25 protein-coding genes and 1 tRNA gene are annotated in these 26,492 nt (G+C 63.6%); 14 read left to right on the top strand and 12 right to left on the bottom strand.

Going from position 1 to position 26,492, the window contains the following annotated elements; genetic code table 11:
• Nucleotides 1-247: 247 nt before the first annotated feature.
• The 4 genes from BST28156_RS31820 to BST28156_RS31805 all read right to left on the bottom strand — a co-directional run bounded on the left by BST28156_RS31820 (nucleotide 248) and on the right by BST28156_RS31805 (nucleotide 4,554).
• Complete coding sequence (locus tag BST28156_RS31820) at nucleotides 248-2,614, bottom strand: RelA/SpoT family protein (protein WP_060242556.1); 2,367 nt, start codon at nucleotides 2,612-2,614, stop codon at nucleotides 248-250.
• 63 nt (nucleotides 2,615-2,677) lie between these two features.
• Entirely contained in the window at nucleotides 2,678-2,881 is a 204-nt protein-coding gene (gene rpoZ / locus BST28156_RS31815; RefSeq protein ID WP_006025620.1) for a DNA-directed RNA polymerase subunit omega, read from the bottom strand.
• Nucleotides 2,882-2,940: 59 nt separating this feature from the next.
• On the bottom strand, nucleotides 2,941-3,624 hold the full coding sequence (gene gmk, locus BST28156_RS31810; RefSeq protein WP_060242553.1) for a guanylate kinase: 684 nt from the start codon (nucleotides 3,622-3,624) through the stop codon (nucleotides 2,941-2,943).
• Between the two features lie 6 nt (nucleotides 3,625-3,630).
• On the bottom strand, nucleotides 3,631-4,554 hold the full coding sequence (locus tag BST28156_RS31805) for a YicC/YloC family endoribonuclease (protein ID WP_060242551.1): 924 nt from the start codon (nucleotides 4,552-4,554) through the stop codon (nucleotides 3,631-3,633).
• 174 nt (nucleotides 4,555-4,728) lie between these two features.
• Between BST28156_RS31805 and rph the strand changes: the two genes are divergently transcribed.
• From rph to BST28156_RS31760, 9 genes are all read left to right on the top strand, one after another.
• Nucleotides 4,729-5,469 carry a ribonuclease PH gene (rph, locus tag BST28156_RS31800; RefSeq protein ID WP_009690981.1) on the top strand — a complete coding sequence of 247 codons (741 nt, stop codon included), beginning with the start codon at nucleotides 4,729-4,731 and terminating at the stop codon, nucleotides 5,467-5,469.
• The gene (rdgB, locus tag BST28156_RS31795) at nucleotides 5,462-6,091 is read left to right on the top strand and encodes an RdgB/HAM1 family non-canonical purine NTP pyrophosphatase (RefSeq protein ID WP_060242708.1); all 630 of its coding nucleotides are present in this window, start codon (nucleotides 5,462-5,464) and stop codon (nucleotides 6,089-6,091) included. The genes rph and rdgB overlap by 8 nt, the downstream gene beginning before the upstream one ends.
• A 49-nt stretch (nucleotides 6,092-6,140) precedes the next feature.
• The gene (hemW, locus tag BST28156_RS31790) at nucleotides 6,141-7,355 is read left to right on the top strand and encodes a radical SAM family heme chaperone HemW (RefSeq protein WP_060242550.1); all 1,215 of its coding nucleotides are present in this window, start codon (nucleotides 6,141-6,143) and stop codon (nucleotides 7,353-7,355) included.
• A 43-nt stretch (nucleotides 7,356-7,398) separates the two neighbouring features.
• Nucleotides 7,399-7,486, top strand: a tRNA-Ser gene (locus tag BST28156_RS31785).
• A gap of 131 nt (nucleotides 7,487-7,617) precedes the next feature.
• A complete protein-coding gene (locus BST28156_RS31780; protein ID WP_174904317.1) occupies nucleotides 7,618-8,016 on the top strand; it encodes a hypothetical protein in 399 nt (132 codons plus the stop codon).
• 303 nt (nucleotides 8,017-8,319) lie between these two features.
• Nucleotides 8,320-8,613: a hypothetical protein gene (locus BST28156_RS31775; RefSeq protein WP_060242706.1), complete on the top strand. Its 294-nt coding sequence runs from the start codon at nucleotides 8,320-8,322 to the stop codon at nucleotides 8,611-8,613.
• Between the two features lie 276 nt (nucleotides 8,614-8,889).
• Nucleotides 8,890-9,366 carry an energy transducer TonB family protein gene (locus tag BST28156_RS31770; protein WP_174904316.1) on the top strand — a complete coding sequence of 159 codons (477 nt, stop codon included), beginning with the start codon at nucleotides 8,890-8,892 and terminating at the stop codon, nucleotides 9,364-9,366.
• A gap of 286 nt (nucleotides 9,367-9,652) precedes the next feature.
• Entirely contained in the window at nucleotides 9,653-10,963 is a 1,311-nt protein-coding gene (locus BST28156_RS31765) for an MFS transporter (protein ID WP_060242543.1), read from the top strand.
• 104 nt (nucleotides 10,964-11,067) lie between these two features.
• The gene (locus tag BST28156_RS31760) at nucleotides 11,068-11,247 is read left to right on the top strand and encodes a hypothetical protein (RefSeq protein ID WP_021164136.1); all 180 of its coding nucleotides are present in this window, start codon (nucleotides 11,068-11,070) and stop codon (nucleotides 11,245-11,247) included.
• Nucleotides 11,248-11,271: 24 nt separating this feature from the next.
• Here BST28156_RS31760 and waaC read toward each other — a convergent pair whose 3' ends face one another.
• Entirely contained in the window at nucleotides 11,272-12,270 is a 999-nt protein-coding gene (gene waaC / locus BST28156_RS31755; RefSeq protein ID WP_060242704.1) for a lipopolysaccharide heptosyltransferase I, read from the bottom strand.
• Nucleotides 12,271-12,440: 170 nt separating this feature from the next.
• On the opposite strand from waaC, the gene BST28156_RS31750 reads away from it, so the two are divergent.
• On the top strand, nucleotides 12,441-13,988 hold the full coding sequence (locus tag BST28156_RS31750) for a chloride channel protein (RefSeq protein WP_174904315.1): 1,548 nt from the start codon (nucleotides 12,441-12,443) through the stop codon (nucleotides 13,986-13,988).
• A 114-nt stretch (nucleotides 13,989-14,102) separates the two neighbouring features.
• Here BST28156_RS31750 and BST28156_RS31745 read toward each other — a convergent pair whose 3' ends face one another.
• The 5 genes from BST28156_RS31745 to BST28156_RS31725 all read right to left on the bottom strand — a co-directional run bounded on the left by BST28156_RS31745 (nucleotide 14,103) and on the right by BST28156_RS31725 (nucleotide 17,428).
• Nucleotides 14,103-14,504 (bottom strand): YXWGXW repeat-containing protein, encoded by a 402-nt coding sequence (locus BST28156_RS31745; protein ID WP_060242538.1) that lies wholly within the window; start codon nucleotides 14,502-14,504, stop codon nucleotides 14,103-14,105.
• 159 nt (nucleotides 14,505-14,663) lie between these two features.
• On the bottom strand, nucleotides 14,664-14,918 hold the full coding sequence (gene minE / locus BST28156_RS31740) for a cell division topological specificity factor MinE (protein ID WP_174904314.1): 255 nt from the start codon (nucleotides 14,916-14,918) through the stop codon (nucleotides 14,664-14,666).
• Between the two features lie 12 nt (nucleotides 14,919-14,930).
• The gene (minD, locus tag BST28156_RS31735; protein WP_060242536.1) at nucleotides 14,931-15,746 is read right to left on the bottom strand and encodes a septum site-determining protein MinD; all 816 of its coding nucleotides are present in this window, start codon (nucleotides 15,744-15,746) and stop codon (nucleotides 14,931-14,933) included.
• 59 nt (nucleotides 15,747-15,805) lie between these two features.
• On the bottom strand, nucleotides 15,806-16,585 hold the full coding sequence (gene minC, locus BST28156_RS31730) for a septum site-determining protein MinC (protein ID WP_174904313.1): 780 nt from the start codon (nucleotides 16,583-16,585) through the stop codon (nucleotides 15,806-15,808).
• Between the two features lie 180 nt (nucleotides 16,586-16,765).
• Nucleotides 16,766-17,428 (bottom strand): GNAT family N-acetyltransferase, encoded by a 663-nt coding sequence (locus BST28156_RS31725; protein WP_230960482.1) that lies wholly within the window; start codon nucleotides 17,426-17,428, stop codon nucleotides 16,766-16,768.
• Between the two features lie 542 nt (nucleotides 17,429-17,970).
• Here BST28156_RS31725 and BST28156_RS31720 point away from each other — a divergent pair.
• Nucleotides 17,971-19,134, top strand: coding sequence for an alkane 1-monooxygenase (locus BST28156_RS31720; RefSeq protein ID WP_060242531.1), 1,164 nt, complete (start codon nucleotides 17,971-17,973; stop codon nucleotides 19,132-19,134).
• Nucleotides 19,135-19,221: 87 nt separating this feature from the next.
• On the opposite strand, the gene BST28156_RS31715 is transcribed toward BST28156_RS31720, so the two are convergent.
• Nucleotides 19,222-20,757: a methyl-accepting chemotaxis protein gene (locus tag BST28156_RS31715; RefSeq protein WP_174904312.1), complete on the bottom strand. Its 1,536-nt coding sequence runs from the start codon at nucleotides 20,755-20,757 to the stop codon at nucleotides 19,222-19,224.
• Between the two features lie 893 nt (nucleotides 20,758-21,650).
• Between BST28156_RS31715 and BST28156_RS31710 the strand changes: the two genes are divergently transcribed.
• The 3 genes from BST28156_RS31710 to BST28156_RS31700 all read left to right on the top strand — a co-directional run bounded on the left by BST28156_RS31710 (nucleotide 21,651) and on the right by BST28156_RS31700 (nucleotide 25,653).
• Nucleotides 21,651-22,979, top strand: coding sequence for a capsule assembly Wzi family protein (locus tag BST28156_RS31710; protein WP_174904311.1), 1,329 nt, complete (start codon nucleotides 21,651-21,653; stop codon nucleotides 22,977-22,979).
• 275 nt (nucleotides 22,980-23,254) lie between these two features.
• The gene (locus BST28156_RS31705) at nucleotides 23,255-24,532 is read left to right on the top strand and encodes a glycosyltransferase family 4 protein (protein WP_254596463.1); all 1,278 of its coding nucleotides are present in this window, start codon (nucleotides 23,255-23,257) and stop codon (nucleotides 24,530-24,532) included.
• Nucleotides 24,532-25,653 carry a glycoside hydrolase family protein gene (locus BST28156_RS31700; protein ID WP_174904310.1) on the top strand — a complete coding sequence of 374 codons (1,122 nt, stop codon included), beginning with the start codon at nucleotides 24,532-24,534 and terminating at the stop codon, nucleotides 25,651-25,653. Before BST28156_RS31705 ends, BST28156_RS31700 begins: the two co-directional genes overlap by 1 nt.
• A gap of 4 nt (nucleotides 25,654-25,657) precedes the next feature.
• Here the strand turns inward: BST28156_RS31700 and BST28156_RS31695 are convergent.
• The coding region (locus tag BST28156_RS31695; protein ID WP_174904309.1) for an EpsG family protein at nucleotides 25,658-26,492 on the bottom strand (835 nt) is incomplete at its 5' end.

The raw sequence follows: 26,492 nt of genomic DNA, 5'->3' as shown, positions 1-26,492 counted from the left end.
CGGCTGTAGCTCAGTTGGATAGAGTACTTGGCTACGAACCAAGGGGTCGTGGGTTCGAATCCTGCCAGCCGCGCCACCTCAGAAGGGCCTTCCTCCGGGAAGGCCCTTTTTCTTTTCCGCGCCCCGCCCTTCGCCCCTCCCCGTGCACCCACCGATCGCGTGGCGCAACCGCCGGCGTTACGCCGCCCGACAAAAACGGCGGCCGATGGCCGCCGTCCGTTTCGCCCCGCACGCAGAACGAACGCGGTCAGTAATCCTGCCGTTCGCGCTCGATGCGCATCCCGCCGTCGTGACGCGCATGCGCGCCGTCGTCGGTCGAGCGTTCGCGCATGATCCGCATCACGTCCGGGTTGGTCCGCACGCGCCGCATCACGTTCGCAAGGTGCACGCGGTCGCTGACCTGGATCACGAAGCGCAGCACCGTCGATTCCTGCGTCAGGTCCTCGTCCATCGCGATATGGACGATGTTCGCGTCGGCCGACGTGATATCCGCCGCCACGCGCGCGAAGATGCCCTTCGCGTTCTTCACGAGCGCCTTCACCGCGACGTCGAACAGCCGGCCCGGCTGCGGCGCCCACTCGACGTCGATCCAGCGGCCCGGATCGCGGCGATGGATCCGCTGCGCGACGCGGCAATCGGTCGTGTGGATCGCCATCCCGAGACCGATGCCGATATAGCCCATGATCGCGTCGCCCGGAATCGGCCGACAGCACGCGGACAACTGCACGGACATCCCCTCGGTGCCGGTAATGACGACCGGCGGCGCGTGCTGCGCCGCGTGCCGTTCCCCCTTCGGCAGATCGTCGTCCGCGTCGCGGCCGCTCATCAGCACCTCGATGCGCTTGGCCATCACCGCGGCGACGCGCCGGCCGAGGCCGATGTCCGCGAAGATTTCCTGGCGGCTCTTGTTGCCCGTCCACTGCACGAGCTTTTCCCATACTTCCGGCGCGACGTCGGCCAGCGACAGACCATAGCCCTTCAGGCTCTGGTCGACGAGCCGCTCGCCGAGCTGCACCGACTCGTTCAGGCGCATCGTCTTCAGGTAGTGACGGATCGCCGAGCGCGCCTTGCCGGTGCGCACGAAGCCGAGCCACGCGGGGTTCGGCTTCGAGTACGGCGCGGTGATCACCTCGACGATGTCGCCGCTCTTGAGCTCGGTGCGCAGCGGCAGCAGCTCGTTGTTGATCTTCACGGCCACGCACTGGTTGCCGAGATCGCTGTGGATCGAATACGCGAAGTCGAGCGCGGTCGCGCCTCGCGGCAGCGCCATGATCTTCGACTTCGGCGTGAACACGTAGACCGCATCCGGGAACAGATCGATCTTCACGTGCTCGAGGAATTCGCTCGAATCGCCGGCTTCGCTCTGGATGTCGAGCAGCGACTTCAGCCACTGGTGCGCGCGCTTCTGCACGTCGCTGAGATCCGCGCCGCCGTTCTTGTACAACCAGTGCGCGGCCACGCCGGCCTCGGCGATCTCGTGCATCTTGCGCGTGCGCACCTGGAATTCGATCGGCGCGCCGAACGGGCCGACCAGCGTCGTGTGCAGCGACTGGTAGCCGTTGATCTTCGGAATCGCGATGTAGTCCTTGAACTTGCCCGGCACCGGCTTGTACAGCGCATGCAGCGCGCCGATGCACGTATAGCAGTCGAGCGGATTCTCGACGACGACGCGAAAACCGTACACGTCGAGCACCTGCGAGAACGACAGCTGCTTGTCGCGCATCTTCCGGTAGACGCTGTAGATCGTCTTTTCACGGCCGGTGATCTCGGCGTCGATCTTCGCGTCGGCCATCGCGCGCTGCGCGGCCTCGAGGATCTTGCTGATCACTTCGCGGCGATTGCCGCGCGCCGCCTTCACGGCCTTCTCGAGCGTCGCGTAGCGATGCGGGTTGAAGTTCGCGAAGCTCATGTCCTGCAGCTCGCGATACGTGTTGTTCAACCCGAGGCGGTGCGCGATCGGCGCATAGATGTCGAGCGTCTCGCGAGCGACGCGCCGGCGCTTCTCGGTCGGCACCGCGCCGAGCGTGCGCATGTTGTGCAGGCGATCGGCGAGCTTGACGAGGATGACGCGCACGTCGCGCGCCATCGCGAGCAGCATCTTGCGGAAGTTTTCCGCCTGCGCTTCCTCGCGGCTGCGGAATTCCATCTTGTCGAGCTTCGACAGCCCGTCGACCAGTTCGGCGACCTTCGGGCCGAACCGTTCGGCCAGCTCGCTCTTGGTCACGCCCTGGTCTTCCATCACGTCGTGCAGCAGCGCGGCCATGATCGCCTGCGCGTCGAGCTTCCAGCCGGCACAGATTTCCGCGACGGCGACGGGATGGGTGATATAGGGTTCGCCGCTCTGGCGATATTGACCGAGGTGGGCTTCGTCGCTGAAATGGAACGCCGCCTTGACCTCTTTGATTTCTTCCGGAGGGAGATACTCGGCAAGCGCGGCGGTCAGATTCGCGATCGAAACGACGCCGTGCTTGCGAGGCTGCTCCGGTGTGGCGGTCGGCCCGAACAGATGCCGGAAGGACTGTTCGAGGACCGCGTCGATGTACTGGCGCGCAGGCGACTGGGCCGTGGCTTCGGTGATCGAATCCGCGGAGGCGGACGATGGGGTGGTGCTCATATTCGCCTCCAGGTCGAGTCGTTGCGCGCAGGGGTTACATGGCTGGAACGAGCCGGATGCGCGTTACACCGGCACCTTCTTCAGCATCTCGACGCCCACCTGGCCGGCCGCGATCTCGCGCAGCGCGACGACGGTCGGCTTGTCGCGGCTCTCGATCTTCGGCGTATGGCCTTGCGCGAGCTGCCGCGCGCGATAGGTGGCGGCGAGCGCCAGTTCGAAGCGGTTCGGGATTTGCTTCAGGCAGTCTTCGACAGTAATGCGAGCCATGTTGGGTAATTCCTTCTGAATATAGTCCTTATTCTACCTTATGTCCCTCGTACCCCGCGTCATTCCGCGTGGGGCAGATGGATGCCCAGTTCGATGAACAGCTCCGTGTGTCGCGCGTACTGCGAAGCAAAACGCAGGCGCGTGGCCGCGACGATGCATTCGAGCTCCGACAGCGCGCGATCGAAATTCTCGTTGATCACCACGTACTCCGCTTCCGATGCGTGCGCGATCTCGCTGCCGGCAGCGAGCAGGCGGCGCGTGATCACGTTCGGCTCGTCCTGGCCGCGCTTCTTCAGGCGCTCCTCGAGCGCGTCGAGCGACGGCGGCAGGATGAAGATGCCGACCGCGTTGCGGAACTGCTTCTTCACCTGCAGCGCGCCCTGCCAGTCGATCTCGAGCAGCACGTCGTGGCCGTTCTTCATCTGCTCTTCGATCCACAGGCGCGACGTGCCGTAGTAGTTGCCGTGCACTTCCGCGCTTTCGAGGAATTCGTGCGCCGCATGACGCGCACGGAAATCGTCGACGGTCGTGAAATGGTAGTGCTGGCCATCCTGTTCGCCCGGGCGCGGCTTGCGCGTCGTGTACGAGATCGACAGGCAGATGTCGCTGTCCTTCGACAGCAGCGCGTTCACGAGCGTCGACTTGCCGGCGCCCGACGGCGCGACCACCATGAACAGGTTGCCGGGATAGACGCCGCCGTGCAGCGAATGCGACGCGTGGCCGTCGCGGATGGATTCGGTCATGTTGCTTTACTCCAGGTTTTGCACTTGCTCGCGCATCTGCTCGATCAGCAGCTTGAGCGCCATCGACGCATCGGCGAGTTCCTTCGCCGCCGCCTTCGAGCCGAGCGTATTCGCTTCGCGATTCAGTTCCTGCATCATGAAGTCGAGACGCTTGCCGACGCGGCCGCCCTTCTCGATCACATGACGCGTTTCGTTCAGGTGCGCGGTGAGTCGCGACAGCTCTTCCGCGATGTCGATCCGGATCCCGTACATCGTCACTTCCTGACGGATGCGCTCCGCGGCTTCCTCGCGCGTGACGATCGGCGCGCTGCCTTCGGGTGCCGCGATGCCGAGCGCTTCCTGCAGCCGCTCGACGATCTTCTGCTGGTGCTTCGCGATCAGCTCCGGCACGAGCGGCGTGATGCGCGCGACGATCGCCTCCATCTCGGCGACGTTCGACAGCAGCATCGTCGCGAGCTGCGCACCTTCGCGCGAACGCACGACGACGAGTTCGCCGATCGCTTCCTTGCCGCACGCGAGCACCGCGTCGCGAATCGCGTCGGCCGACACGCCGCTCTCGGCCAGCACGCCGGGCCAACGCAGGATCTCGCCTGCGCGCAGGCGGCCGACGCCCGGGAACGCGTCGAGCACCGAGCGTTCGAGATCGGCGAGCTGGCCGAGCGCAGCCTGGTTCAGCGCGCCCGCGCCGATGCTCTGTTCGCCGCGCTGCAGGTTGATGCGCACGTCGACCTTGCCGCGCGACAGCTTGTTCATCAGCATCTCGCGCAGCGCGGATTCGCACGCGCGCACGTCGTCCGGCATGCGGAAATTCAGGTCGAGGAAGCGCGAATTCACGGTGCGCAGTTCGACCGATACGCTGGCGCCGCCATTGCCGGTGGCCGCCGCGAGTTCGCGCGTCGCGCTCGCGTAGCCCGTCATGCTGTAGATCATGGTTCGTCTCGCCGTCTGGGTGCCCTTGCGGGCAGGGTATGTCGAGGCGCCCGGCGCATCGGAAAGCGCGGGGCGGGAAGCGCGCATTATCCCATTTTTGCGGACCACCTCGCCGGGCGCCGCCGCCGTTCGGCGCTAAAATCGGGGTTTCCTCCTTCTCCTCACGATTCGCTCATGACGTCCTCCTTTTCCCGCCCGAGCGGCCGGCGCGCCGACGCACTGCGCAAGGTCGCGCTCACGCGCCACTACACGAAACACGCGGAAGGCTCCGTGCTGGTCGAATTCGGCGACACCAAGGTGATCTGCACGGCGAGCGTCGCCGAGCGCGTGCCCGAGTTCCTGCGCGAACGCGGGCAAGGCTGGCTGACCGCCGAATACGGGATGCTGCCGCGCGCGACGCACACGCGCAGCGACCGCGAGGCCGCGCGCGGCAAGCAGACCGGCCGCACGCAGGAAATTCAGCGCCTGATCGGCCGCGCGCTGCGCGCGGTGTTCGACCTGGAAGCGCTCGGCCCGCGCACGATCCATATCGACTGCGACGTGATCCAGGCCGACGGCGGCACGCGCACGGCCAGCATCACCGGCGCGTTCGTCGCCGCGCACGACGCGGTGTCGAAGCTGATCGCGGCCGGCAAGCTCGAACGCTCGCCGATCGTCGACCACGTCGCCGCAATCTCGGTCGGCGTGTACGAAGGCACGCCCGTGCTCGACCTCGACTACGCGGAAGATTCGCGCTGCGACACCGACATGAACGTCGTGATGACGGGCGCCGGCGGCTTCGTCGAAGTCCAGGGCACGGCCGAAGGCGTGCCGTTCTCGCGCGCCGAGATGAATGCGCTGCTCGATCTCGCGCAAAGCGGGATCGGCGAACTCGTGCAGTTGCAGAAGGACGTGCTGGGTGCCGCTCATGGCTGACGATCGCACCGCCGCGCCGCTGTCGCGCATCGTGCTCGCGTCGAACAACGGCGGCAAGCTGCGCGAATTCAGCGCGCTGTTCTCGACGGTCGGCATCGAGATCGTCCCGCAGGGCGACCTCGCGGTGCCGGAGGCCGACGAGCCGTTCCACACCTTCATCGAGAATGCGCTGACGAAAGCGCGTCACGCGTCGCAGCTCACCGGCTTGCCGGCGATCGCCGACGATTCGGGGCTGTGCGTGCGCGCGCTGCGCGGCGCGCCGGGCGTCTATTCGGCGCGCTACGCGCAGCGCGCAGGCCGCGACAAAGGCGATGCGGCGAACAATGCGTATCTCGTCGAGCAGTTGCGCGACGTCGCCGACCGTCGCGCGTACTACTGCTGCGTGCTCGCGCTCGTGCGCCACGCGGACGATCCCGAGCCGCTGTTCGCCGAAGGCCGCTGGGACGGCGAAATCGTCGATGCGCCGCGCGGCGAACACGGCTTCGGCTACGACCCGTATTTCTACCTGCCGGCGCTCGGCGCGACGGCGGCCGAGCTCGAGCCGGCCGTGAAGAACGCGCACAGCCATCGCGCGCGCGCGTTGAAGGCGCTGCTCGCGCGGCTCGCGGAGGAAACGGCATGAACATGCAACACCGCCGCCACGCTTGCGGCGGAACACGCCGGGAGGCTGCATGAGCCAGGCTGCCGAAACCGGCGCGCGCGTCGTCGCGACCTTCACGTCGCCCGGACAGGTGCGGCTGACGTCGCTGCCGCCGCTCGCGCTGTACGTGCATTTTCCGTGGTGCGTGCGCAAGTGTCCGTACTGCGATTTCAACTCGCACGAATGGAAGGGCGAGCGGTTTCCGGAAACCGAGTATCTCGACGCGTTGCGCGCCGATCTCGAACAGGCACTGCCGCTCGTCTGGGGGCGCCAGGTGCATACGGTGTTCATCGGCGGCGGCACGCCGAGCCTGCTGTCGGCAGGCGGCCTCGACCGGCTGCTGTCGGACGTGCGCGCGCTGCTGCCGCTCGACGCCGATGCGGAGATCACGCTCGAAGCGAATCCAGGCACGTTCGAAGCCGCGAAGTTCGCGCAGTTCCGCGCGAGCGGCGTGAACCGCCTGTCGGTCGGCATCCAGAGCTTCAACGAAGCGCACCTGAAGGCGCTCGGCCGCATCCACGATACCGCGCAGGCGCGCGCGGCCGTCGAGATCGCCGCGAAGACGTTCGACAATTTCAACCTCGACCTGATGTTCGCGCTGCCGAACCAGACACTCGACGAGTGCCGCGCCGATATCGAGACCGCGCTGTCGTTCGCGCCGCCGCATCTGTCGCTGTATCACCTGACGCTCGAGCCGAACACGATGTTCGCGAAATTCCCGCCCGCCGTGCCCGACGACGATGCGTCGGCCGACATGCAGGAATGGATACACGCGCGCACGGCGGAGGCCGGCTACGACCGCTACGAAGTGTCCGCGTACGCGAAGCCGAACCATCAGTGCAAGCACAACCTGAACTACTGGCGCTTCGGCGACTATCTCGGGATCGGCGCGGGCGCGCACACGAAGCTGTCGTTTCCGAACCGGATCCTGCGGCAGGCGCGCTACAAGCATCCGGCGACCTTCATCGAGCAGGCGATGGCCGGCACGCCGGTGCAGGAAGAGCGCGAGGTGGGCGCGCGCGATCTGCCGTTCGAATTCATGCTGAACACGTTGCGGCTGGTCGAGGGCTTCCCCGTGCACAGCTTCGCCGAACGCACGGGCCTGCCGATCAGCACGATCGAACCGGCGCTGAAGGAAGCGGAGCGGCGCGGGCTGATCGCGCGCGATTTCGCGCAGATCGCGCCGACGCCGCTCGGCCAGCGTTTTCTCAACGATCTGCAGGAACTGTTCCTGCGTGACGATTGACGACAAATCGCGGCGGCATTTCGGTTACAATGCCGCCTCGTGTGGAAGCGTGGCCGAGCGGTTTAAGGCACCGGTCTTGAAAACCGGCGACGGGAAACTGTCCGTGAGTTCGAATCTCACCGCTTCCGCCAGCACTTGAATGAATACGGGCCGCGAGGCCCGTTTTTCGTTTCTGCGGCAGTGTCCTGCCCTACCTCCCGACGCATCCCGCCAGATGCCGCTACAATCCCGCGCTCCGATTCGCGAAACGGGAAACCACGTCATGAAGTCCCTTATCGTCTCGTCGCTCGCCGTCATGCTGGCCGCCGCGAGCCTGCATGCCGTTGCCGATACCTCGACCGACAGCGATGCCCAAGCGGCGTCGTGCGCGATCGCGTACGTGACGGGCGTCGGCGGTTCGCCGCGCGGCCTGCGCGAATACCTCGCGAGCCCGACGCCGTACAACTACCTGAAAGAGAACGATCTCCAGTGCAAGGTCTCCGACGACGGGCGCGCGTCGAACTGCACCGGCGTCACCTATCTTCGGAACCAGCAGGTCAGCGTGTACGACGATTCCGATCCGGCGACGCTGACCGTCGTCGCGCCTGTCGAGCTCGATCACGGTCAGACTTATCCGGTGATCATCGTCGTGCAGAGAAAGGATGCGCGCTGCAAGCAGTGACGCGACCGCGCAGTGAGGCCGCGCCGTCAGTCGATACGGAACGAGCGCGCCGGACGCGCCTTGCGCGGCACCTGACCTGCGCGGCGACGCGTAGCCGAATCGGGGTACGGTTCGCCGCAAGTCCCACCGCCCATGCGCGGATCGTTCGACATGGTGCGCGCCTCCCGCGTCGCTGCGTGCCGCGCATCGAGCCCGCCGAACGCGCCGCCATCGCCTAGAATTCGGATCAGTACGGCGACACGACCGCCGCCGCGTACTCGATGCCGTGCACGCCATCCCTGTGCGCGGCGCATGGAGACCGCCATGACCGAACTGTCGACCCCGACCGACCACGTCGAATACGAAGGCTTCGAGATTCATGTCGTGCCGGCCGCTGCGGCCGGCGACGATACGCGCTACACCTACACCGGCTACGTATGCCATCCGGGCGTGAATCCCGCGCTGCCCGGTCATGCGGTGCCGTTTCATGCGGACGGCGAAGAAAGCTTCGCGAGCGTCGACGAAGCCGTGCAGGAGGCCGTACACATCGGCAAGAGCATCGTCGACGGCACGCATCCCGATCTGTCAGTGCTGTCGCTCGTCACGCACGGGTACTGAAACGGCTTTCAGTTTTGCAACAGGCATCCCGCATCGCATGACGATCGACAGGGGCTTCGTCTGCCGTCGGGTCAGGCCGTCGCATCGACACTGAGCTACCTTCACGACGCGTCGCGCATGCAGGCCTCGCCCCTTCGTCACATGTCATGTCACAACGCGACGCGCCGGGATCATCAGTCGCGAACACCCTCCACGCCGCACGTTATGCGTTTCTCCCGATATCGCAACGCGTGTGCGCGTCTATCATTTTTCTATCGTCACCGCGGTTGTCCTGTCATGCGCCCCCTACTTCGTTCGACCACCGCGTCCGCGCTCGCCGCCGTCGCCCTGCTTGCCGCCTGCACCATCACGCCACCGCCTTCCCGCACCGTCTCGACGATTCCGTCGGCCGTGCGCACCGCGAATCTCGACCAGTATCGCGTCGAGGTCGCGCGACGCGTCGCCGAGCGCAATCCGTCCGGTCTGCTGCGCGGCACGCCGCAGGCGATGCTGCGTTCGCTCGTCGTCGTGGCCTTCACGGTCGATCGCGGCGGCCGCCTCGTCAACGCGTCCGTCTATCGCAGCAACGGCGACAGCGAGGCCGAAGCGCTCGCGCTCGCGTCGCTGCGCCGCTCGGCGCCGCTGCCGGCGCCGCCGTCGCGTCTGCTCGACGGCAACGGCCAGCTGGAAATGATGGAAGGCTGGCTCTTCAACGACGACGGTCACTTTCAATTGCAGAGCACCGCGTCGGCGCAGGCGCAATCGATCGACTGAACCTCCGCCGCCCGCGATTGCCGGTGCGCGGCGGCGCTCGCTATAATTTTCCGATTCCGCGCGGCCACCCCGCGCGTGCGCTCGCGCGCCACATCCGGCATGCGAGCCGACCACGCCGGTATCGGGCGGCGGCGACGTACCCGTCTCCATCGTCGACCGGCGGACGACGTCCGCGCCACGCCGCGCGCCCACGCCGCCACCGCATGACCCGCTCCGTACCGCCCGGCACACCGCGGGCCCGGACGCGCGCACTGCCACCGCCCCAAACGACAAAACGGAGACATCCATGTCCGCATCCCCACCGGCCGTTGCACACGCAACCGGTTCGGCCGGCGCCATCAGCCACAAGCGCATCGTGTTCGCGAGCTTCATCGGCACCGCGATCGAGTTCTACGATTTCTATGTGTATGCAACCGCCGCCGCGCTCGTGATCGGCCCCGTGTTCTTCCCGCACGGCTCCGCGACCGCGCAGGCGCTGTCCGCGTTCGTCACGTTCGGCATCGCGTTCATCGCGCGACCGATCGGCTCGTTCCTGTTCGGCCACTTCGGCGACCGCATCGGCCGCAAGTCGACGCTCGTCGCGTCGCTGCTCGTGATGGGCCTGTCGACCACCGCGATCGGCCTCGTGCCCGGCTACGACACGATCGGCGCGCTCGCGCCGGTGCTGCTGTGCGTGCTGCGCTTCGGCCAGGGCATCGGGCTCGGCGGCGAATGGGGCGGCGCGGCGCTGCTCGCGACCGAGCACGCGCCGCAAGGCAAGCGCGGCTGGTTCGGGATGTTCCCGCAGCTCGGCCCGTCGGTCGGCTTCCTGATGTCGAACGGACTGTTCTTCGCGCTCGCGCTGTCGCTGTCCGATGCGCAATTCCGCAGCTGGGGCTGGCGCATTCCGTTCCTCGTCAGCGCGGTGCTGGTCGCGCTCGGCCTGTACGTGCGACTGAAGATCGCCGAGACGCCCGCCTTCCAGGCCGCGCTCGATCGCGACGAACGCGTGCGCGTGCCGGTCGCGACGCTGATCACGCAGCACTGGCGGCCAACCTTGCTCGGCGCGCTGGCGATGGTCGTCTGCTACACGCTGTTCTACATCTCGACGGTGTTCTCGCTGTCGTACGGCGTGTCGGCGCTGCATATTCCGCGCCAGAGCTTCCTCGGGCTGCTGTGCCTGGCCGTCGTCTTCATGGGGCTCGCGACGCCGCTGTCGGCGTGGGCGTCCGACCGCTTCGGCCGCAAGCCGGTGCTGGTCGTCGGTGCGATCGTCGCGCTGCTGTCGGGCTTCACGATGGAACCGCTGCTCGGCAGCGGCTCGATGCCGCTCGTCGCGCTGTTCCTGACGCTCGAGCTGTTCCTGATGGGTGTGACCTTCGCGCCGATGGGCGCGCTGCTGCCGGAGTTGTTCCCGACCAACGTCCGCTATACGGGCGCGGGCGTCGCGTACAACCTCGGCGGGATCCTCGGCGCGTCGATCGCGCCGTACATCGCGCAGTTGCTGGCCGCGCGCGGCGGCCTGTCGTGGGTCGGCGGCTACGTGTCGGTGGCGGCGGCAATCAGCCTGATCGGCGTGCTGCTGATGCGCGAGACGCGCGACACGTCGCTGGTCTGACGCTCCGGGACGACCCGGGTTGTGCAGCGGCGGCCCCTGCCTATACTCGATCCGGGGGGCGCGATCAGGCGCCCCGGGATCCGTCCCCCGAAGGAGCCGCCGTCATGAACATCCGTCTCGGCAATGCCGACCTCGTCCTGATCCTGGCGCTCGCACTGGGCGGCGCACTGCTGCTCGCGCTGCGCTTCCGGCCGAAAACCTGGCGTGGCCTCGTGTTCGAGGCCCTGCTCGCCAACCTCGCGGCGATCGCCGCGGTGGTGACCGTCGAGGCGCTGCTCGCGTAAAGCCCGTCACTGTCTGCCGATCCGTCAGGCCGTCTGGCGTGCGCGCAGCGCGCCGTAGGCGGGGCCGACCGCGTCGATCGCCTCCAGCGCGTCGGCAACGGACGGCATCGCGCCCGGCTCGCCGATCGACAGCGCATGCGGCGCCCCGCCGATCCCGCAGTGGTGGCGCGACGTCGCAACGAAAATCATCACGGTCGGTCGCCGCAGCGCGTGCGCCATGTGCACGAACCCGGTATCGACACCCACCACCAGCGCGGCCCGGCCGATCGTCGCGCCGAGGGCGCGTACCGACATCGCGGGCAGCACGACCGCGCCCGGCGCCCGCGCGGCGATCTCCTGCGCATCGTCGTGCTCGGCAGCGGAACCCCACGGCAGCAGCACGCGCAGGCCGCGCGCCATCATCTGCGCCGCGAGCGCGGCCCAGCGGTCGGCCGGCCATTTCTTGTCGGGATTCGACGTCGCATGGAACAGCAGCATGAACGGCGCACCGTCGGTCACGGCGGGCGGCAGGGCCGCCTCCCGCGGCGGAACGACTCCGTATACGGCGGGACCTTCCGGCACATAGCCGAGCGCCTCGCCCGCGCTCACGCGCATCCCGTGCCACGCGTCGCAATCGGGACGCGGGCCGAAGCGGTGCGAATACACGAAGCGTGCACCGGTCTCGCCGAGATCCTGCGTCTGATAGCCGACGCGGCGCCCGGCGCGCGCCAGCGCGGAGATGATCGCGCTCTTGTATACGCCGTGCAGGTCGATGACCGCGTCGTACCGATGCGCGCGCAACGCGCCGATCGACGCCGAGATCGCCTTCAGGTCGCCGACGCGCCGACGCTTCTTGAACTGGCGCAACGGCGCGCACAGCACCGCGCTGACGCCCGGATGCCAGCGCACCACTTCCGCGCACGACTCGTCCACGGCCCAGTCGACCGTCACGCCGGGAAAGGCGCGATGGAGATCGTCGACGACGGGCAGCGTCTGGACGACATCGCCCAGCGACGTCACTTTCACGATGAGGATGCGTTTCACGTTTGCGGGGATATGCGTAGCCATTCGGCATGCTAACGACGTCGGCCGCGCAGTGGCATTACGCCCCAATTACATTTGCAACAAAATGCGTCGCGTTTGTGAAAGATTGTTGAACGCATCGCAAACCCGGTTCTTTTTATAATGGGCGGATCTTCGCCTCCGGCCCTCCAATGCCCCGTCCTGCCATTCCCGCCCTGTTTCCCGCCCTCACCCGCCGCTCGCTGCGCATCTGGCGCCAGTACGGCGTATTCTGGCTCGGCGCGATCGTCGTCGGCCTGACCGCCGTGCTGTATGCGCGGCTGATCGACTGGGGTTACGACACGTTCCGCACGATGCGCGACCATGCCGCCTGGCTGCCGCTGGTGCTGACGCCCGCGATCGCGGCCGGCTCCGTGTGGATCACGCGCCGCTTCTTCCGCGGCGCGGAAGGCAGCGGCATCCCGCAGGTGATCGCGACGCTGCACGCGCGCCCGAGCGCGTTCGGCGCGCGGCTGCTGACGCTGCGCATCCTGTTCGGCAAGATCCTGATCTCGTTCCTCGGCATCCTGGGCGGCTTCACGATCGGCCGCGAGGGGCCGACGGTCCAGGTCGGCGCGGCGCTGATGTTCAACCTGCGGCGCTTCTACCCGCGCTCGAACGCGCAGATCGAGCGCCAGCTCGTGCTCGCGGGCGCGGCGGCCGGCCTGTCGGCCGCGTTCAATACGCCGCTGGCCGGGATCGTGTTCGCGATCGAGGAACTCACCCGCAGCTTCTCCGCGCGCGCGAGCGGCGTGCTGATCACCGCGATCATCCTCGCCGGTGTCGTCGCGCTCGGCCTGAACGGCAACTACACGTACTTCGGCACGATCGACGTCGGCCCGCACTTCCCGAAGATGCTGGCGGTCGCCGTGCTCGTCACCGCGATCGTGACCGGCATCGCGGGCGGCCTGTTCTGCTGGCTGCTGCTCAACACCGCGCGCTGGCTGCCCGTGCGCCTGCTTGGCCTGTACCGCGAGCAGCCGATCGCGTTCGCCGCGCTGTGCGGCTTCGTGATCGCCGCCGTCGGCCTCGTGTCGGGCGGTACGACGTTCGGCAGCGGCTATGCGGAGGCGCGCGGCCTGCTCGACGGCCACACGCAGTTGTCGGTGCTCTATCCGTTCCTGAAGATGGTGTCGATGGTCGCGTCGTACCTGCCGGGCATTCCGGGCGGCATCTTCGCGCCGTCGCTGTCGATCGGCGCGGGATTCGGCAATCTGCTGCACGTCGTGTTCAGCCACATGCCGCTGCCGATGCTGATCGCGCTCGCGATGGTCGGCTACCTCGCCGCCGTTACGCAGTCGCCGATCACGTCGTTCGTGATCGTGATGGAGATGATCAACGGCCATGCGCTCGTGATTTCGCTGATGGCGACCGCGCTGGTGTCGAGCCGCGTGTCGCGTTTCTTCGCGCCGCCGCTGTACGAGACGCTCGCCGAACGCTATCTCGCGCCGCCCGCCGCCGCTGCAGGGCACGCGACAGCCGCCGAGCCGGCCGCGACCGGCGCCGCCGCGCCGCAGGATGCCGTCTCGGTGCCCACCGATCCGCTCGACACGCTGCGCGACGAGGACGGCGGCGAACCGGCCGCCCGCACGGCCGGCAGCACGGCGGCGTCCGCATCCGCGCCGGCGCCGCAGGCCGACGAGCCGGTCGCCGCCGATACGGACGACGCGACGCCAGCCGGCTCGCGCGACGCTCAGTAGATCACCACCGGCGCCGGCCGGTAGTAAACCGGCCGCGCCGGCACGACGATGCAGCCGGCGAGCGTGACGGCGACCAGCGCAATTGCGATCAAGGTCCTTTTCATCGCGCCTCCGTCACGCCCAGTGGCCGCGGGTCCAGAACCAGTTCGGACCGCGCTGGTCCCAGTGGCCCGGCACCCAGTGCATGCCGACCTGCTCGGCTTCCCAGTGGCCGCCGATCCACACGTAGCGGCCATGCTCCCAGCGCCAGTGGCCGCGCTCCCACACGTAGCCGACACGCGCGGCCGGCACGACCTCGTAGCGCACCGGCGGCGGCGCACTCGGCGCAACGACCACCACTTCCCCGGTACGCACGGCCACCGGCTCGGCGACGACCACCCGGCCTTGCTGCGCAACGACGGGCGTACCGACGAGGATTTCGTCGGCCCGCGCAGCCAGCGGCGCGGCGATGGCGGACAGACCCGCGGCAGACAGCGCGAGCGCGACGATACGACGTTGAAGCGTAGAGACAGCCATCACAACCTCCTGATTGAACGAGTAACGCGTGCGTATTGGTTCAATGCGGGAAGGGCTGGAACGGCCGACAGGCGCCGTGTTACGGCGTGCCCGAAAGTGCAACAGGGCGTAAGACGCGCACGGCGGCAGCGGCCGCCGTGCGGAGGGATGACGCAAAGGTCAGGCTTGCGGGATCTCGATCTTCACTTCGAGGACTTCGAGATCGTCCTGGCGCTCGAGGCTCACGCGGATGTCGTCGTTCGAAATCTGCACGTACTTCGAAATGACCGCGACGAGTTCCTTCTGCAGCGCCGGCAGGTAATCGGCCGGCGGCCGGCCGCCGACCCGCTCGTGCGCGATGATGAGCTGCAGGCGCTCCTTCGCGACCAATGCGGACTTCTTCTTCTCGCCGAGGAGAAACGAAAGGATGGACATGAGCGGCCTCCGTTACTTGCTGCCGAAGAGGCGCTGCAGCAGGCCCGGCTTCTGGTATTCGGTGAAACGCAGCGGCTTGTCCTCGCCGAGGAAGCGCCCGACGATGTCCTTGTACGCTTCGGCGACGTCGGTGCCGTCGAGGTGCACGGCCGGCAGGCCCTGGTTCGATGCATGCAGCACGGCTTCCGACTCCGGCACCACGCCGATCAGCTTGATGCGCAGGATCTCGCTGATGTCCTCGAGCGACAGCATCTCGCCCTCGCTGACGCGCTTCGGGCTGTAGCGCGTGATCAGCAGATGCTCCTTGATCGGGTCCTTGCCTTCGGTCGCGCGCTTGGTCTTCGACGACAGGATGCCGAGAATGCGGTCCGAGTCGCGCACCGACGACACTTCCGGGTTCGTCACGATCAGCGCCTCGTCCGCGAAGTACATCGCGTGCAGCGCGCCGGCCTCGATACCGGCCGGCGAATCGCAGACGATGTATTCGAAGTCCATCGCGACGAGGTCGTTCAGCACCTTCTCGACGCCTTCACGCGTGAGCGCATCCTTGTCGCGCGTCTGCGACGCCGGCAGGATGAACAGGTTCTCGCACTTCTTGTCCTTGATCAGCGCCTGGTTCAGGTTCGCTTCGCCCTGGATCACGTTCACCAGGTCATACACGACGCGACGCTCGCAGCCCATGATGAGATCGAGGTTGCGCAGGCCGACGTCGAAGTCGATCACGGCCGTCTTGTGGCCGCGCAGCGCGAGACCGGACGCGAAGCTCGCGCTCGTCGTCGTCTTGCCCACGCCGCCCTTGCCCGAAGTCACCACGATGATTTTTGCCATTTACCCAATACCCTGTGTTCGTCAATGAGAGCCGATCGAGCCGGCGCGCGCCGCGTGAATCACGTCAGGCGCAGCGGTTCGATCATCAGTTTTTCCTCTTCGAGCCGGATCTGCACCGATTTGCCCAGTACTTCGGCGGGCAGCGGGTTCTCGGTCGTTCGATAGATGCCCGCGATCGAAATCAGTTCCGGTTCGAGACACGTGCAGAAAATGCGCGCGTCGTGATTGCCGTGCACGCCCGCGAGTGCGCGGCCGCGCAACGGCGCGTAGATGTGGATGTTGCCTTCCGCGATGATCTCGGCGCCGTGACTGACCGGCGCAAGCACCACGAGGTCTCCTTTCGCGTAAATCTGCTGCCCCGAACGCAGCGGCCGGTCGATCACGAGCGTCTGGGCGCCCGTCAGGACCGGCGTCGGCGCCGGCTCGACCGCCGGTTCCGGCGTCGCCTCGGCTGCCGGAGCAGCGGCTGCCGCGGCGGCGGGCGCCGGTTCCGCTTCGTCGGCCGGCTTGGCCGACGGCGCGCGGCGATCGCGCGCCTCGAGCAACGGCAGGCCGGCTTCCCCCGCCCAGCCCTGCGTTGCCGATGCCACCACACCCACCGGACGCATCCGCACGTCGTTCAGCATCTGGCGGATGTCGGCCAGCGCGACGCGTTCGCCGTCCGCCAGGCGGCGGACGTCGATCGCGACGACATCGTCGGCAAAAAACTCGGGAGTCGCTTCGAAGCGCTTGACCAGTTCGGCACGCAACGCATCGAGATCGGTCGTCTTCACGGTGAACAGCAACGTATCGACCGATCCGCTGCGCAGCTCGAAGAATGGCGATTTTTTAAGCGACATGGACACTCTGCAAAAAATTTTTGCGTATTTTACAGGCGTCCACGCGTGCAGCCATTATTTTTGGGTCGCCGGTTTGCGGCAGCCCGGGCCCGCGGGCAAGTCGCGGGCAGACAGACCGGTGAATGACCGGGGCGCGGCCGGCCCCTCATCGCACCGTGCGGGAGGTGGTTTCACGTCGCGTCAAGGCCTGACCCGCGACACGAACAGCGATTTCATCGCGCCGGGCATCCGTGCGATCGGCGCGTGCTCGCCGGTGTTGCCGAACCCCGCGCGCTCGTAGAAACGGATTGCATTGCGGTTCGCATCGGCAATCCATGCGTAGACGTCCTGCGCACCGCGCTCGACGAGCCACGCGGTGGCCGTCTCGACCAGCAGCACGCCGCCGCGCAGATGACGCACCGCGTGCGCGACCCACAGCTCGCTGACGAACGCGCGCCGCTCGGGCGTATTGTCGAAATACGCGCCGATCATGCCGGCCGGATGGCCTTCGGTGTACAGCAGGAAGGTGGTCGATTCGTCGGATGTTGCGCGCTGCGCGGCGATGACGGCCGCCGCGTCCGCGTCGACGTTCAGCAACTCGGCTTCCGGCGCTTCGCCAGGCGCATAGGGCTCACGCAACGATGCGGCGCGGAGTTCGCGGTACACGTCTCCCTGGTCGGCAACGATACGACGAACGGTCAAGGTCGAACTCATGCAGGCACAGCCCCCTTCGGACAGCAAGCTATTAGCTTCAACCGAAAGCGGGGCATGAGTCAAATCGTTATTTTCAAATGGCGGCGCGAATCGAAAGACGGCAGGCGCTGCCGCACGCGTCGCTCGCGCGCGGGTGTGCAGGCGCAGCATCGCGGCGGCAGCGCGTGACGGCGCGCGGCGCGACATGGTCGTCGCGACCATGGAATCGGCATTGAAGCTCGCTCGCGTTGATGCGCATGGGTGTCGCGGTTTGCTCCCGATCGACGCCGCCCATGTTGCAGTAACGATACGTAATATTTATTCGTGGAGATACCGTTGCACCCTCTACCGCGGCCCGTCGGATATTGCATCGCAACATTCGTTGCCGCCGGCGAGGCTTGCTCCGCACCGCCTCGACGCCGCCCGACTCGTCTGACGATATCGCGATCGCACGCGCCGATCCGGCCCCACCGACGCGTTTCAATCGGCGCGCGCCACCCCTTCCGCCCGTGCGCCGCACACGGCCTGCCGTTTGGAGCCGCGCGCCTAGTGCCGGAGTTTGGAAAAGCGCGCGCGCGAGTCGTATAACAGGCACAACCGGGCGACGATCCGGTGCCCCGCGCGCACGGCGCGGATCCACGAGGATTCGAAACGAATCGGACGAGACCGGACGACGCGCCCGCGCACACGATCCGGCCCACTGGAGGGAGACAATGGCAATCACCGACGGATCGGCCCCGGGCTGGTCGGATGGCAAGCGTTATCTGTGGCTGCTCGGCGCGTTGACGATCACGCTGCCGATCTTTGCCGCGCAGCTCGCGCTGTCGACGGGACTTCATGTGTTCTGGTGGTTCGGGCCGCTGTTCGCGTTCGGCGTGATCCCGATCCTCGATACGCTGATCGGCGACGATCGCGACAATCCGCCCGAGGCCGTCGTGCCGCAGCTCGAACGCGAGCGCTACTACCGGCTCATCGTCTATCTCGCGACGTTCGTCGAATACGTCGCGTTCTTCGTCTGCGTATGGATCGTCGGCACGCACGCGCTCGCGTGGTACGACTACGTCGGCTTCGCGCTGTCGCTCGGCGCCGCGACCGGCATCTCGATCAATACCGCGCATGAACTCGGCCACAAGACGAACCGCTTCGAACGCTGGCTCGCGAAGATCACGCTCGCGCCGGTCGCGTACGGGCACTTCTACGTCGAGCACAATCGCGGCCATCACGTGCGCGTCGCGACGGCCGAGGATCCGGCGAGCGCACGCTACGGCGAATCGTTCTGGGCGTTCCTGCCGCGCACCGTGACCGGCAGCATCCGCTCGGCGTGGCGCCTCGAACGGGCGCGCCTCGCGCGGCTCGGCCGCTCGCCGTGGACCTGGCGCAACGAGGTGCTGCACGCGTGGGCGATGACGGTCGTCGTCTGGGGCATCGCGATCGCGATGGCCGGCAAGGTCGTGATCCCGTTCCTCGTGATCCAGGCCGTGTACGGCGCGTCGCTGCTCGAAGTGGTGAACTACGTCGAGCATTACGGGCTCGGCCGCCGCAAGCTGCCGGGCGGCCGCTACGAACGCTGCTCGCCGCAGCACTCGTGGAACAGCAATCACGTCGTCACGAACCTGTTCCTGTACCAGTTGCAGCGGCACGCCGATCATCATGCGAACCCGACGCGCTCGTATCAGGCGCTGCGCCACTTCGACGATGCGCCGCAACTGCCGGCCGGCTACGCGACGATGATCCTGCTCGCGTACGTGCCGCCGCTCTGGTATCGCGTGATGAATCCGCGCGTCGTCGCCCACTACGGCGGCAACATGGCGCAGTCCAACATCAAGCCGTCGATTCGCGACAAGGTGCTCGCGCGGTATCCGGCGGCGCCGGCCTGATGCCGTGTTCCGCTGCGACGCGCGCGCGCGACGCATGCCGCGCGCGTTTGCCGCGAGATGCGCCGCACCAGCACGGCGGCGACACCGTCACGCCGCCTCTCTCAGCCGGAACACCGACACCGCTTGCCGCAGCGCATGCGCCTGCTCCGCCAGCGACTGCGTCGCGGCCGACGCCTGTTCGACGAGTGCCGCGTTGCGCTGCGTCGCTTCGTCCATCTGCGTGACCGCGATGTTCACCTGCTGGATACCGCCGCTCTGCTCCTGCGACGCCGACGCGATCTCGCCGACGATCGTCGTGACGCGCTGCACCGCGCCGACGATCTCGTGAATCGATTCGCCGGCACGGCTGATCAGTGCCGCACCCGCATCGACGCGCTGCGTCGACTGCTCGATCAGCCCCTTGATCTCCTTCGCGGCGACCGCGCTGCGCTGCGCGAGCATGCGCACCTCGGCCGCAACCACCGCGAAGCCGCGGCCCTGCTCGCCGGCGCGTGAGGCCTCGACGGCTGCGTTCAGCGCGAGGATGTTGGTCTGGAAGGCAATGCCGTCGATCACTGCGATGATCTCGCCGACCGTCGCCGTGCTGCCGGCGATATCGGTCATCGTCTCGACCGCCTGCGTCATCACGCCGCCGCCCGTGGACGCGATGTCCGACGCGTCGTGCGCAAGCTGCGCCGCATGCCGCGCATGCTCGGCGGACTGGCGCACGACGCCAGTCAGTTCGGCCATGCTGGCCGCGGTCTGCTCGAGCGACGCGGCCTGCGCCTCGGTGCGCGCCGACAGGTCGTGATTGCCCGACGCGATCTGCGCGCTCGCGGTCGCGACGGCTTCCGCATGTGCGCGCACTTCGAGCACGACGCCCGACAGGCTCGCCTGCATCGCCTGCAACGCACGCAGCAGATCGGCAATCTCGTCGCGGCCGGCCGCCTCGACGTCGCGCGTCAGGTCGCCGCCGGCGACGGCCTGCGCACAGGCCACCGCGCGATCGAGCGGGCGCAGGATCGTGCGGCTGAACAGCGAGGCGCCGATCATCGCGACGCCGAGCACCGCGAGCATCAGCACGAGGCTCGCCGTCGTCGCTTGCTGCGCGTCGCGGCTCGCGCGCGCCGACACCGCGGCGCTCTCATCGGCGATCGCCTTCGCGGCCCGCTCGAGCAACGCGGCCGGTTCGCGGTCGACGCCGGCGACGGCTGCATCGCCGGCCGTCGGCTCGAAGCCGGCCGCCTTGAACGCGTCGAAGCCGCGCCGGTAGCCGTCGCCCATCGCCGTGTGCGCATGCATGAACTGCTCGACGAGCGTGCGGCTTTCGCAGGGCGGCAACTGGCGCACGAGCTGCGCGGCGAGCGAGTCGACCGCGCGTTCGCGCGTCTCGAACGCATGCCAGTACTTGTCGAGCTTGTCGGGCTGCTTGCCGCGCAGCAGCGTGTCCTTCCATTCCTGGACCTGCAGCTTGAACTGCACGAGCGTGGCCGACACGAGCCGCTCGTCGGCGACGTTCGTCTGCACGTCGTTCGAGAACGCGTCGATCGAGCGATTGAGGACGTGGATACCGTACAACGCACCGCCAAACATCAATAGCAGCGCAACGGCGAATGCCAGGGGAATCTTGTAGCTGAGCTTCATGGGACCTTGAATCGACAGGGGATGACAACATCAGACGGACACCTGCCGCCGCCCTCCGTTAACGGCTGGAAAATCGCGGGCTTGACGCCAAAATCGGGGGCGCGGTTTGACAGGGCGAGCCCTGCCGCCGGCTTCTCGACATCGAAAAAGCGCTATCGCAGAACAATCGTCGTTCCACTGCCGCCCGACGACAGCCGATAAATGCACGGCCCCTTTGAACCCCAAAGCAGCGCAAACCGTATCGCTAAATTGCGGATTGAACTGCGCCGAAAACTGCCTGAAACACGTACCTCAGCCGCAGTCCGGTTTTGGCGGGCATTGCACTCTGCCTCTTTCGAATCCGGATTAAATGGCGCCCACAATACGCTCCTGGTAGTTAATATCTTGCCTTCTTGCCGCCCAAAAGCAACCTGCGTCTGACACACAATCCCTTCGTTCCAACTCACATGTTCATTTGTCGAGATGCCGAGATTCATTAAAGACCGACACTGTACGGCGCATACTCACTTCGCCCATGAGCGCCTCACTTCATATGCGAAGCATTTGATATATACTCGCACACGCCTATTTCCGGGCATTGTGAGCAAGATGATCAATCCCGCTCCGGTGTCGCCGTGCTGACCGATGTGAAAATAGGTCGCCTCATCATCTCGCGCTTTTCTGGATGAGCAAATAACACTAATAATCCCAATTCAATTATGCGTATCGACGTTTGCAACCACCCTTTGAAACCCCTAAAGAACATATTGCTGGGGAGTCTGTTCACCATCTGCATGTCCACACAAGCGTCTCCGTTGGTCATAGGCGCCGGCGACGACAATTTGCGGGGCGATCTACAGTGGCTAGCCGATCGAGGCATCATTCAACTATCGACCAGCACTTGGCCGCTACCGGTGGATGCCATCCAGGGGGCGCTCGATCACGCCGATCTTGCGTCGCTGGCTACTGCGGATCAGGCGGCGCTGGATCGCGTGCGAACCAAGCTTCTGCGCCTGCAAAATCCCATACCCGAGTTGCGGCTCGGCGTGAAAACGAGCACGTCGCAGATCCCGCATGCCTTTGCAGACCAACCGATCGGCAACCAAGAAGCGTCCATCTCGTCGTCGCTCGCGAATTTCTGGATTGGCGGACGGCTGCAAGTCGGTACGATACGCGCCACGCCGTATAGCGGCGGCAGCAATACTAATCTCGATGGCAGTTACATCGGCATCGAAGCCTTGGGGCAGTTGCTTTACTTCGGACGAGTCGATCGATTCTGGGGACCGGGCAGCACCGGCTCGCTCGGTCTCGGCAATACCGCCCGCCCCTTGACTGCGGTCACGCTCCAGCGCGCCAGCAACGCCGCCCCCGAAAGTCGCTGGCTGAACTGGATCGGCCCGTGGACGTACCAGATCTTCGAAGGCGCGGAACAGGACTACAACGCCGTGCCTGGAACGCACGTGTTCGGCATGCGACTGCAGTTCAAGCCGTTCAATGCAGTCGAAATTGGACTGTATCGCGCATGGCAATGGGGAGGTGATGGCCGTCCATATGGCTGGTCCGCGTGGTGGAACAACTTCAAGGGAAACAGCAATCTCGGCGACGCGGCTGGTGTAACGATGGCGAATAAATCAGGCGCTCAACAGGCGGGGGGAGATATTCGCTGGAATACGTCTGTGTTCGGATTTCCGTGGGCCACATACGCACAAATCAATGGTGCAGATGGCGGAGGCAACGGCAATTTCCATTTGCCATCTCATAATGCCTTTCTTATCGGTTCGGAATTGAAGACTCTATTCCAAGACAATGCCATGACTTGGCGCGTCGAGGCCGTTGACACCAAGGCATCGCGCTTCTTTGGTCTCGGCGGCGATGGTTCAGGCGGTATATACACGTCACAGGTCTGGACCGACGGATACTATCAGCAAGGTCTACCACTCGGTTATGCAATTGGTGGCGATGGAAAATTGTTTAGCGCTGGCGTGGATATAGTTCGCCCCAACGGGATTCGATATGGACTCAATTTACTGCATATGTCGGTTAACGGCGCCAACACTAACATCAATGCGGCGTATCCTGTGCGGGACAATATCAATGCGCTATTACTAAAGGCAAGCTATCCACTGTCGTTTGGGGACATTAGCGCTACAGTTGCGGCGCAGAAAAGCCACATTCATAATTTTGATGCAGCGGGGATGGTGATTTTGAATGTTGATTTTGAAAAATTAATAAAATCGATGTAAATCCAGAAAAATACCCCGCCAGCATTCCATGCGACAGATGGCTCGCTATCGCCAGCACAAGTGCATTCGAGCCCCCCTCAAAAGCCCAGCACGAATCGTATCGCCTGGATTTTTCCTACCCTTCAAACAATATAGCACACTCGTTTAAATCAAGCTCAAAGAAAAACGTGACAATACCAACATTTCAGTACAGGTAAGCCGCCACCGCGAGCCAATCAACGCCCCCTCTCAAGAGCACATGCTGCAAAGGAATCCCGCCCCTACGCAGATTTGCAATGACAAAAAACAACGAAAGATGCCAACGTGGACTCAAGCCATTAATTTATGCTAGCATCGACCATTACAAGTTCCACATACATTTTAGCGGACACTCCGCCATGCCCGCCTCGATTAGAATGAAGATTATTCATATTATTTCCGGCCTTGGCCTCGGAGGTGCAGAGACGACGCTACTGAATTTGGTTAAAAACACACAAGGCTCGAGCGTCTCTCATGCTGTCATCTCCCTATCATCTCTCGACACACTAGCTAACGATCTCCGCATTGCCGGTGCGGAAGTACGCATACTCGGAATGAATGCCCGAATTCCAAGTCCGGCGCGAATTGTTCAGTTAATTAAATGGATCATCGAACTGCGCCCCGACGTCGTGCAAACGTGGATGTATCATGCAGACCTATTTGGAGGAATTGCGGCGCGCATCGCCAGAATTGCACTACGGTCGCGTAGTGTACCTCGCCCCTTTGTGATAGCCTGGGGCATTCATCGCACCGAAGTTCCAATCAAGCATTCGGCATTCTTGCGAATTTTGGTTCGACTTTGCGCCCTCTCATCTCATTTCATTCCAGATATTATTATTTTCTGCGCCGAAGCGGCCTACAAATCTCATTGCACTTTTGGCTATAAAAATAAGCTAATGAAAATAATTCGAAACGGATTTGACACGAAACAATTCTCCCCCAATCCAAAATCGCACAATGAATTAACCGCCGCACTTGGCTTACCGAACGAAACAGTACTTATTGGCATCGTAGGTCGATTTAATCCAGCAAAAGATTTTGATAATTTCTTCCGCGCCTCTACCATACTTGCATCCCGTTCGATGGGGTGTCATTTCGTCATGGTTGGAAATCGTGTAGATCGAAATAACGAAGCACTTGTCGCATACGCCGATGGTCCCGAACTCAAAGGAAAGGTACACCTTCTAGGAGCCCGCCGCGACATACCAAATCTCATGCCCGGCTTTGATATCCTGTGCCTATCATCACGAACAGAAGGATTTCCAACCGTTGTGGGCGAGGCTATGGCCTGCGGCGTACCGTGTGTCGTCACGGATGTTGGAGATACGGCAACACTCGTGGGCAATACCGGTATTGTCGTACCTCCGGTTAATTCGAATGCTTTAGCCGACGGACTGGAACGCATGGTTTTAATGCCGAACAACGAACGCAAGCAACTTGGCATCCAAGCTCGATCTAGGATACTAGATGAGTACTCAATCGAAGCTTGTTGGAAAAGATACCAACAAGCTTACGAAAGCGCAGGTAAACAATAGTGACCGGACATCAAATAATCATCACTCCGGCTTCTGACCACCCCGAAAAAGTAATTCTCTACTTGTCTTCTGAACGCCGCACGAGTATTGTAGCCCTACTCCTTCAAGCTCATACTTCCATGAATAGAAAGGTTTTTTTAAGCTTCATCTTCGTCGCGGCTCTTGGGAACCTCTCGTCGCCGGCAGTAGCTGCCGAAATGGAAATTATAGACAAGTCCTTTGGAGTCAAGGGCGATGGGACGTCTAACGATAGGGCCGCACTCCAAGCCGCGATTGATGCGTCTGTCGGGCAAACGCTCATAATTACAGGCAACAGTCGAATCGATGACAAGGGGCTAACAATCAGATCGAATAGCCATATCCGATTCGCGCCAGGCGCATCACTTAAACTTCTACCGCATTCAACTCCCAATTACCAAATGATGCGGATTTGGGATGTTCAACACGTAGAGATCGATAACGCCACCTTAGATGGTGCGAACGAACTCAGTTCTGCACCTCACGACTCGAAATCTAATGGCTACGGCATGGGAATTTCTATCGCTGGGGCGTCAGATGTTCGCCTGATTGACCCAGTTACCAAAAACTGTTGGGGCGACGGCATCTATATTGCAAATAGCTACCGAACAAAAATAACAATTAGCGAAAATATTACCGTTCTCAATCATCATGCCGATGGTTGTCGCCGACAAGGCGCCTCAATTATAAGCGGTCGAAATATTCGCTTCGAAAACCCGCACTGGGAAAATATCAACGGCACCTTACCGTCGGCCGGTCTCGATATAGAACCAAATTCGAATAACGACATTCTTGAAAACATTGTAATAGACCACCCTACTACCGCACATTGCAAAATCGGAATTCTCGTCTGGCTCAGCAGAATTGCCGGACCTCGGCCAATAAGCATTGGCATCCAAATCAATCAGCACAAGGATATCGGTAGCGAGCAAGCATCTTATAGCGTTTCTGGCCTAGACACGTCTCATGGCAAGGTAACTGGATACATTACATCTACCTCGCCGACATGGATTTCAAAAAATGCAAATCCCTTCCTGAACAAAAATTACGACCTATCTGGCCCAAACATTGTAATTACTGGGAAAAAGATCATCCAAGAATAGCGCCTCATATCACGCCGTCGATAAAATAATCATAAACACCTTTTTCATAATTGTTGACCACATCGGCAGCAACAAGAGCATAAAGGAGGAAAATTATAGCCAGTACGACATTTTTCCGAATCTTAATTTCTGGCATCAAATACGGCAACATTATTGGAACATAATACCAAACCCGAGCCTTACCGAATGGAAATAAAAAATAAGCTCCGATCAAGTAGACCACAAGAGCTATATGCATAACCGACAACTCTGTCATCACGTCCTTAAGACGATATAAATCCCGGCGGCGAGTATAAATCACGCACCCCGAGGCAAATGCATAGCACGCCAACAAGATCAATAATTTTATTGTAAAATCGTCAGTGTAGTCAGAATATGTATCTATCCGACGCCCGCCAAAAAGATGAAATAAAATACTCCCCATCACAACCATCAAAAAACCTACCCCGCTAGCCACCGCAAGCGAAACCGGTACACTTTTTCGAAATGGCCGAATGGCAATCAACAATACTGCGGGAATCGCGAAAGTAGTGTGAATAGTACTAGCAACTAATGCTCCGAAAATTGGACGACGCAAAACAATCGCAGCATACATAGCGATTGCGATCGCAAAACCTTGTCGAATTTGAAAGAGACCAACGGTCGGAAGCGCGACTGGAATTACAGCATATAATATAAGCGCAAGAACCGGACGACGCGTCCAACTCAGCGTATAGAAAATTACGATATTCAACAAAACAACCGTAATACGCACACCTACGCCTGGAGCATATCCGAATTGATTGACAAATAAAATCCACACACGCCAACCAAGCTCGTCGGTAACGACACCGGGAGCA

It is taken from the genome of Burkholderia pseudomultivorans, from assembly GCF_902499075.1.
Lineage (GTDB): Bacteria > Pseudomonadota > Gammaproteobacteria > Burkholderiales > Burkholderiaceae > Burkholderia > Burkholderia pseudomultivorans.
This window is presented reverse-complemented; position numbering and strand designations above follow the sequence as displayed.

What these genes read in the sequence shown, in the direction of transcription:
- BST28156_RS31750 (WP_174904315.1), top strand. Translation starts at nt 12,441, where the DNA reads ATGCCCCGTCCTGCCATTCCCGCCCTGTTTCCCGCCCTCACCCGCCGC.
- rdgB (WP_060242708.1), top strand. Translation starts at nt 5,462, where the DNA reads ATGGCTGACGATCGCACCGCCGCGCCGCTGTCGCGCATCGTGCTCGCG.
- BST28156_RS31780 (WP_174904317.1), top strand. Translation starts at nt 7,618, where the DNA reads ATGAAGTCCCTTATCGTCTCGTCGCTCGCCGTCATGCTGGCCGCCGCG.
- BST28156_RS31715 (WP_174904312.1), bottom strand. Translation starts at nt 20,757, where the DNA reads ATGAAGCTCAGCTACAAGATTCCCCTGGCATTCGCCGTTGCGCTGCTA.
- hemW (WP_060242550.1), top strand. Translation starts at nt 6,141, where the DNA reads ATGAGCCAGGCTGCCGAAACCGGCGCGCGCGTCGTCGCGACCTTCACG.
- BST28156_RS31820 (WP_060242556.1), bottom strand. Translation starts at nt 2,614, where the DNA reads ATGAGCACCACCCCATCGTCCGCCTCCGCGGATTCGATCACCGAAGCC.
- BST28156_RS31765 (WP_060242543.1), top strand. Translation starts at nt 9,653, where the DNA reads ATGTCCGCATCCCCACCGGCCGTTGCACACGCAACCGGTTCGGCCGGC.
- BST28156_RS31720 (WP_060242531.1), top strand. Translation starts at nt 17,971, where the DNA reads ATGGCAATCACCGACGGATCGGCCCCGGGCTGGTCGGATGGCAAGCGT.
- BST28156_RS31805 (WP_060242551.1), bottom strand. Translation starts at nt 4,554, where the DNA reads ATGATCTACAGCATGACGGGCTACGCGAGCGCGACGCGCGAACTCGCG.
- BST28156_RS31775 (WP_060242706.1), top strand. Translation starts at nt 8,320, where the DNA reads ATGACCGAACTGTCGACCCCGACCGACCACGTCGAATACGAAGGCTTC.
- rpoZ (WP_006025620.1), bottom strand. Translation starts at nt 2,881, where the DNA reads ATGGCTCGCATTACTGTCGAAGACTGCCTGAAGCAAATCCCGAACCGC.
- rph (WP_009690981.1), top strand. Translation starts at nt 4,729, where the DNA reads ATGACGTCCTCCTTTTCCCGCCCGAGCGGCCGGCGCGCCGACGCACTG.
- BST28156_RS31725 (WP_230960482.1), bottom strand. Translation starts at nt 17,428, where the DNA reads ATGCTGCGCCTGCACACCCGCGCGCGAGCGACGCGTGCGGCAGCGCCT.
- BST28156_RS31705 (WP_254596463.1), top strand. Translation starts at nt 23,255, where the DNA reads ATGACAAAAAACAACGAAAGATGCCAACGTGGACTCAAGCCATTAATT.
- minD (WP_060242536.1), bottom strand. Translation starts at nt 15,746, where the DNA reads ATGGCAAAAATCATCGTGGTGACTTCGGGCAAGGGCGGCGTGGGCAAG.
- BST28156_RS31770 (WP_174904316.1), top strand. Translation starts at nt 8,890, where the DNA reads ATGCGCCCCCTACTTCGTTCGACCACCGCGTCCGCGCTCGCCGCCGTC.
- gmk (WP_060242553.1), bottom strand. Translation starts at nt 3,624, where the DNA reads ATGACCGAATCCATCCGCGACGGCCACGCGTCGCATTCGCTGCACGGC.
- BST28156_RS31745 (WP_060242538.1), bottom strand. Translation starts at nt 14,504, where the DNA reads ATGGCTGTCTCTACGCTTCAACGTCGTATCGTCGCGCTCGCGCTGTCT.
- minE (WP_174904314.1), bottom strand. Translation starts at nt 14,918, where the DNA reads ATGTCCATCCTTTCGTTTCTCCTCGGCGAGAAGAAGAAGTCCGCATTG.
- minC (WP_174904313.1), bottom strand. Translation starts at nt 16,585, where the DNA reads ATGTCGCTTAAAAAATCGCCATTCTTCGAGCTGCGCAGCGGATCGGTC.
- BST28156_RS31760 (WP_021164136.1), top strand. Translation starts at nt 11,068, where the DNA reads ATGAACATCCGTCTCGGCAATGCCGACCTCGTCCTGATCCTGGCGCTC.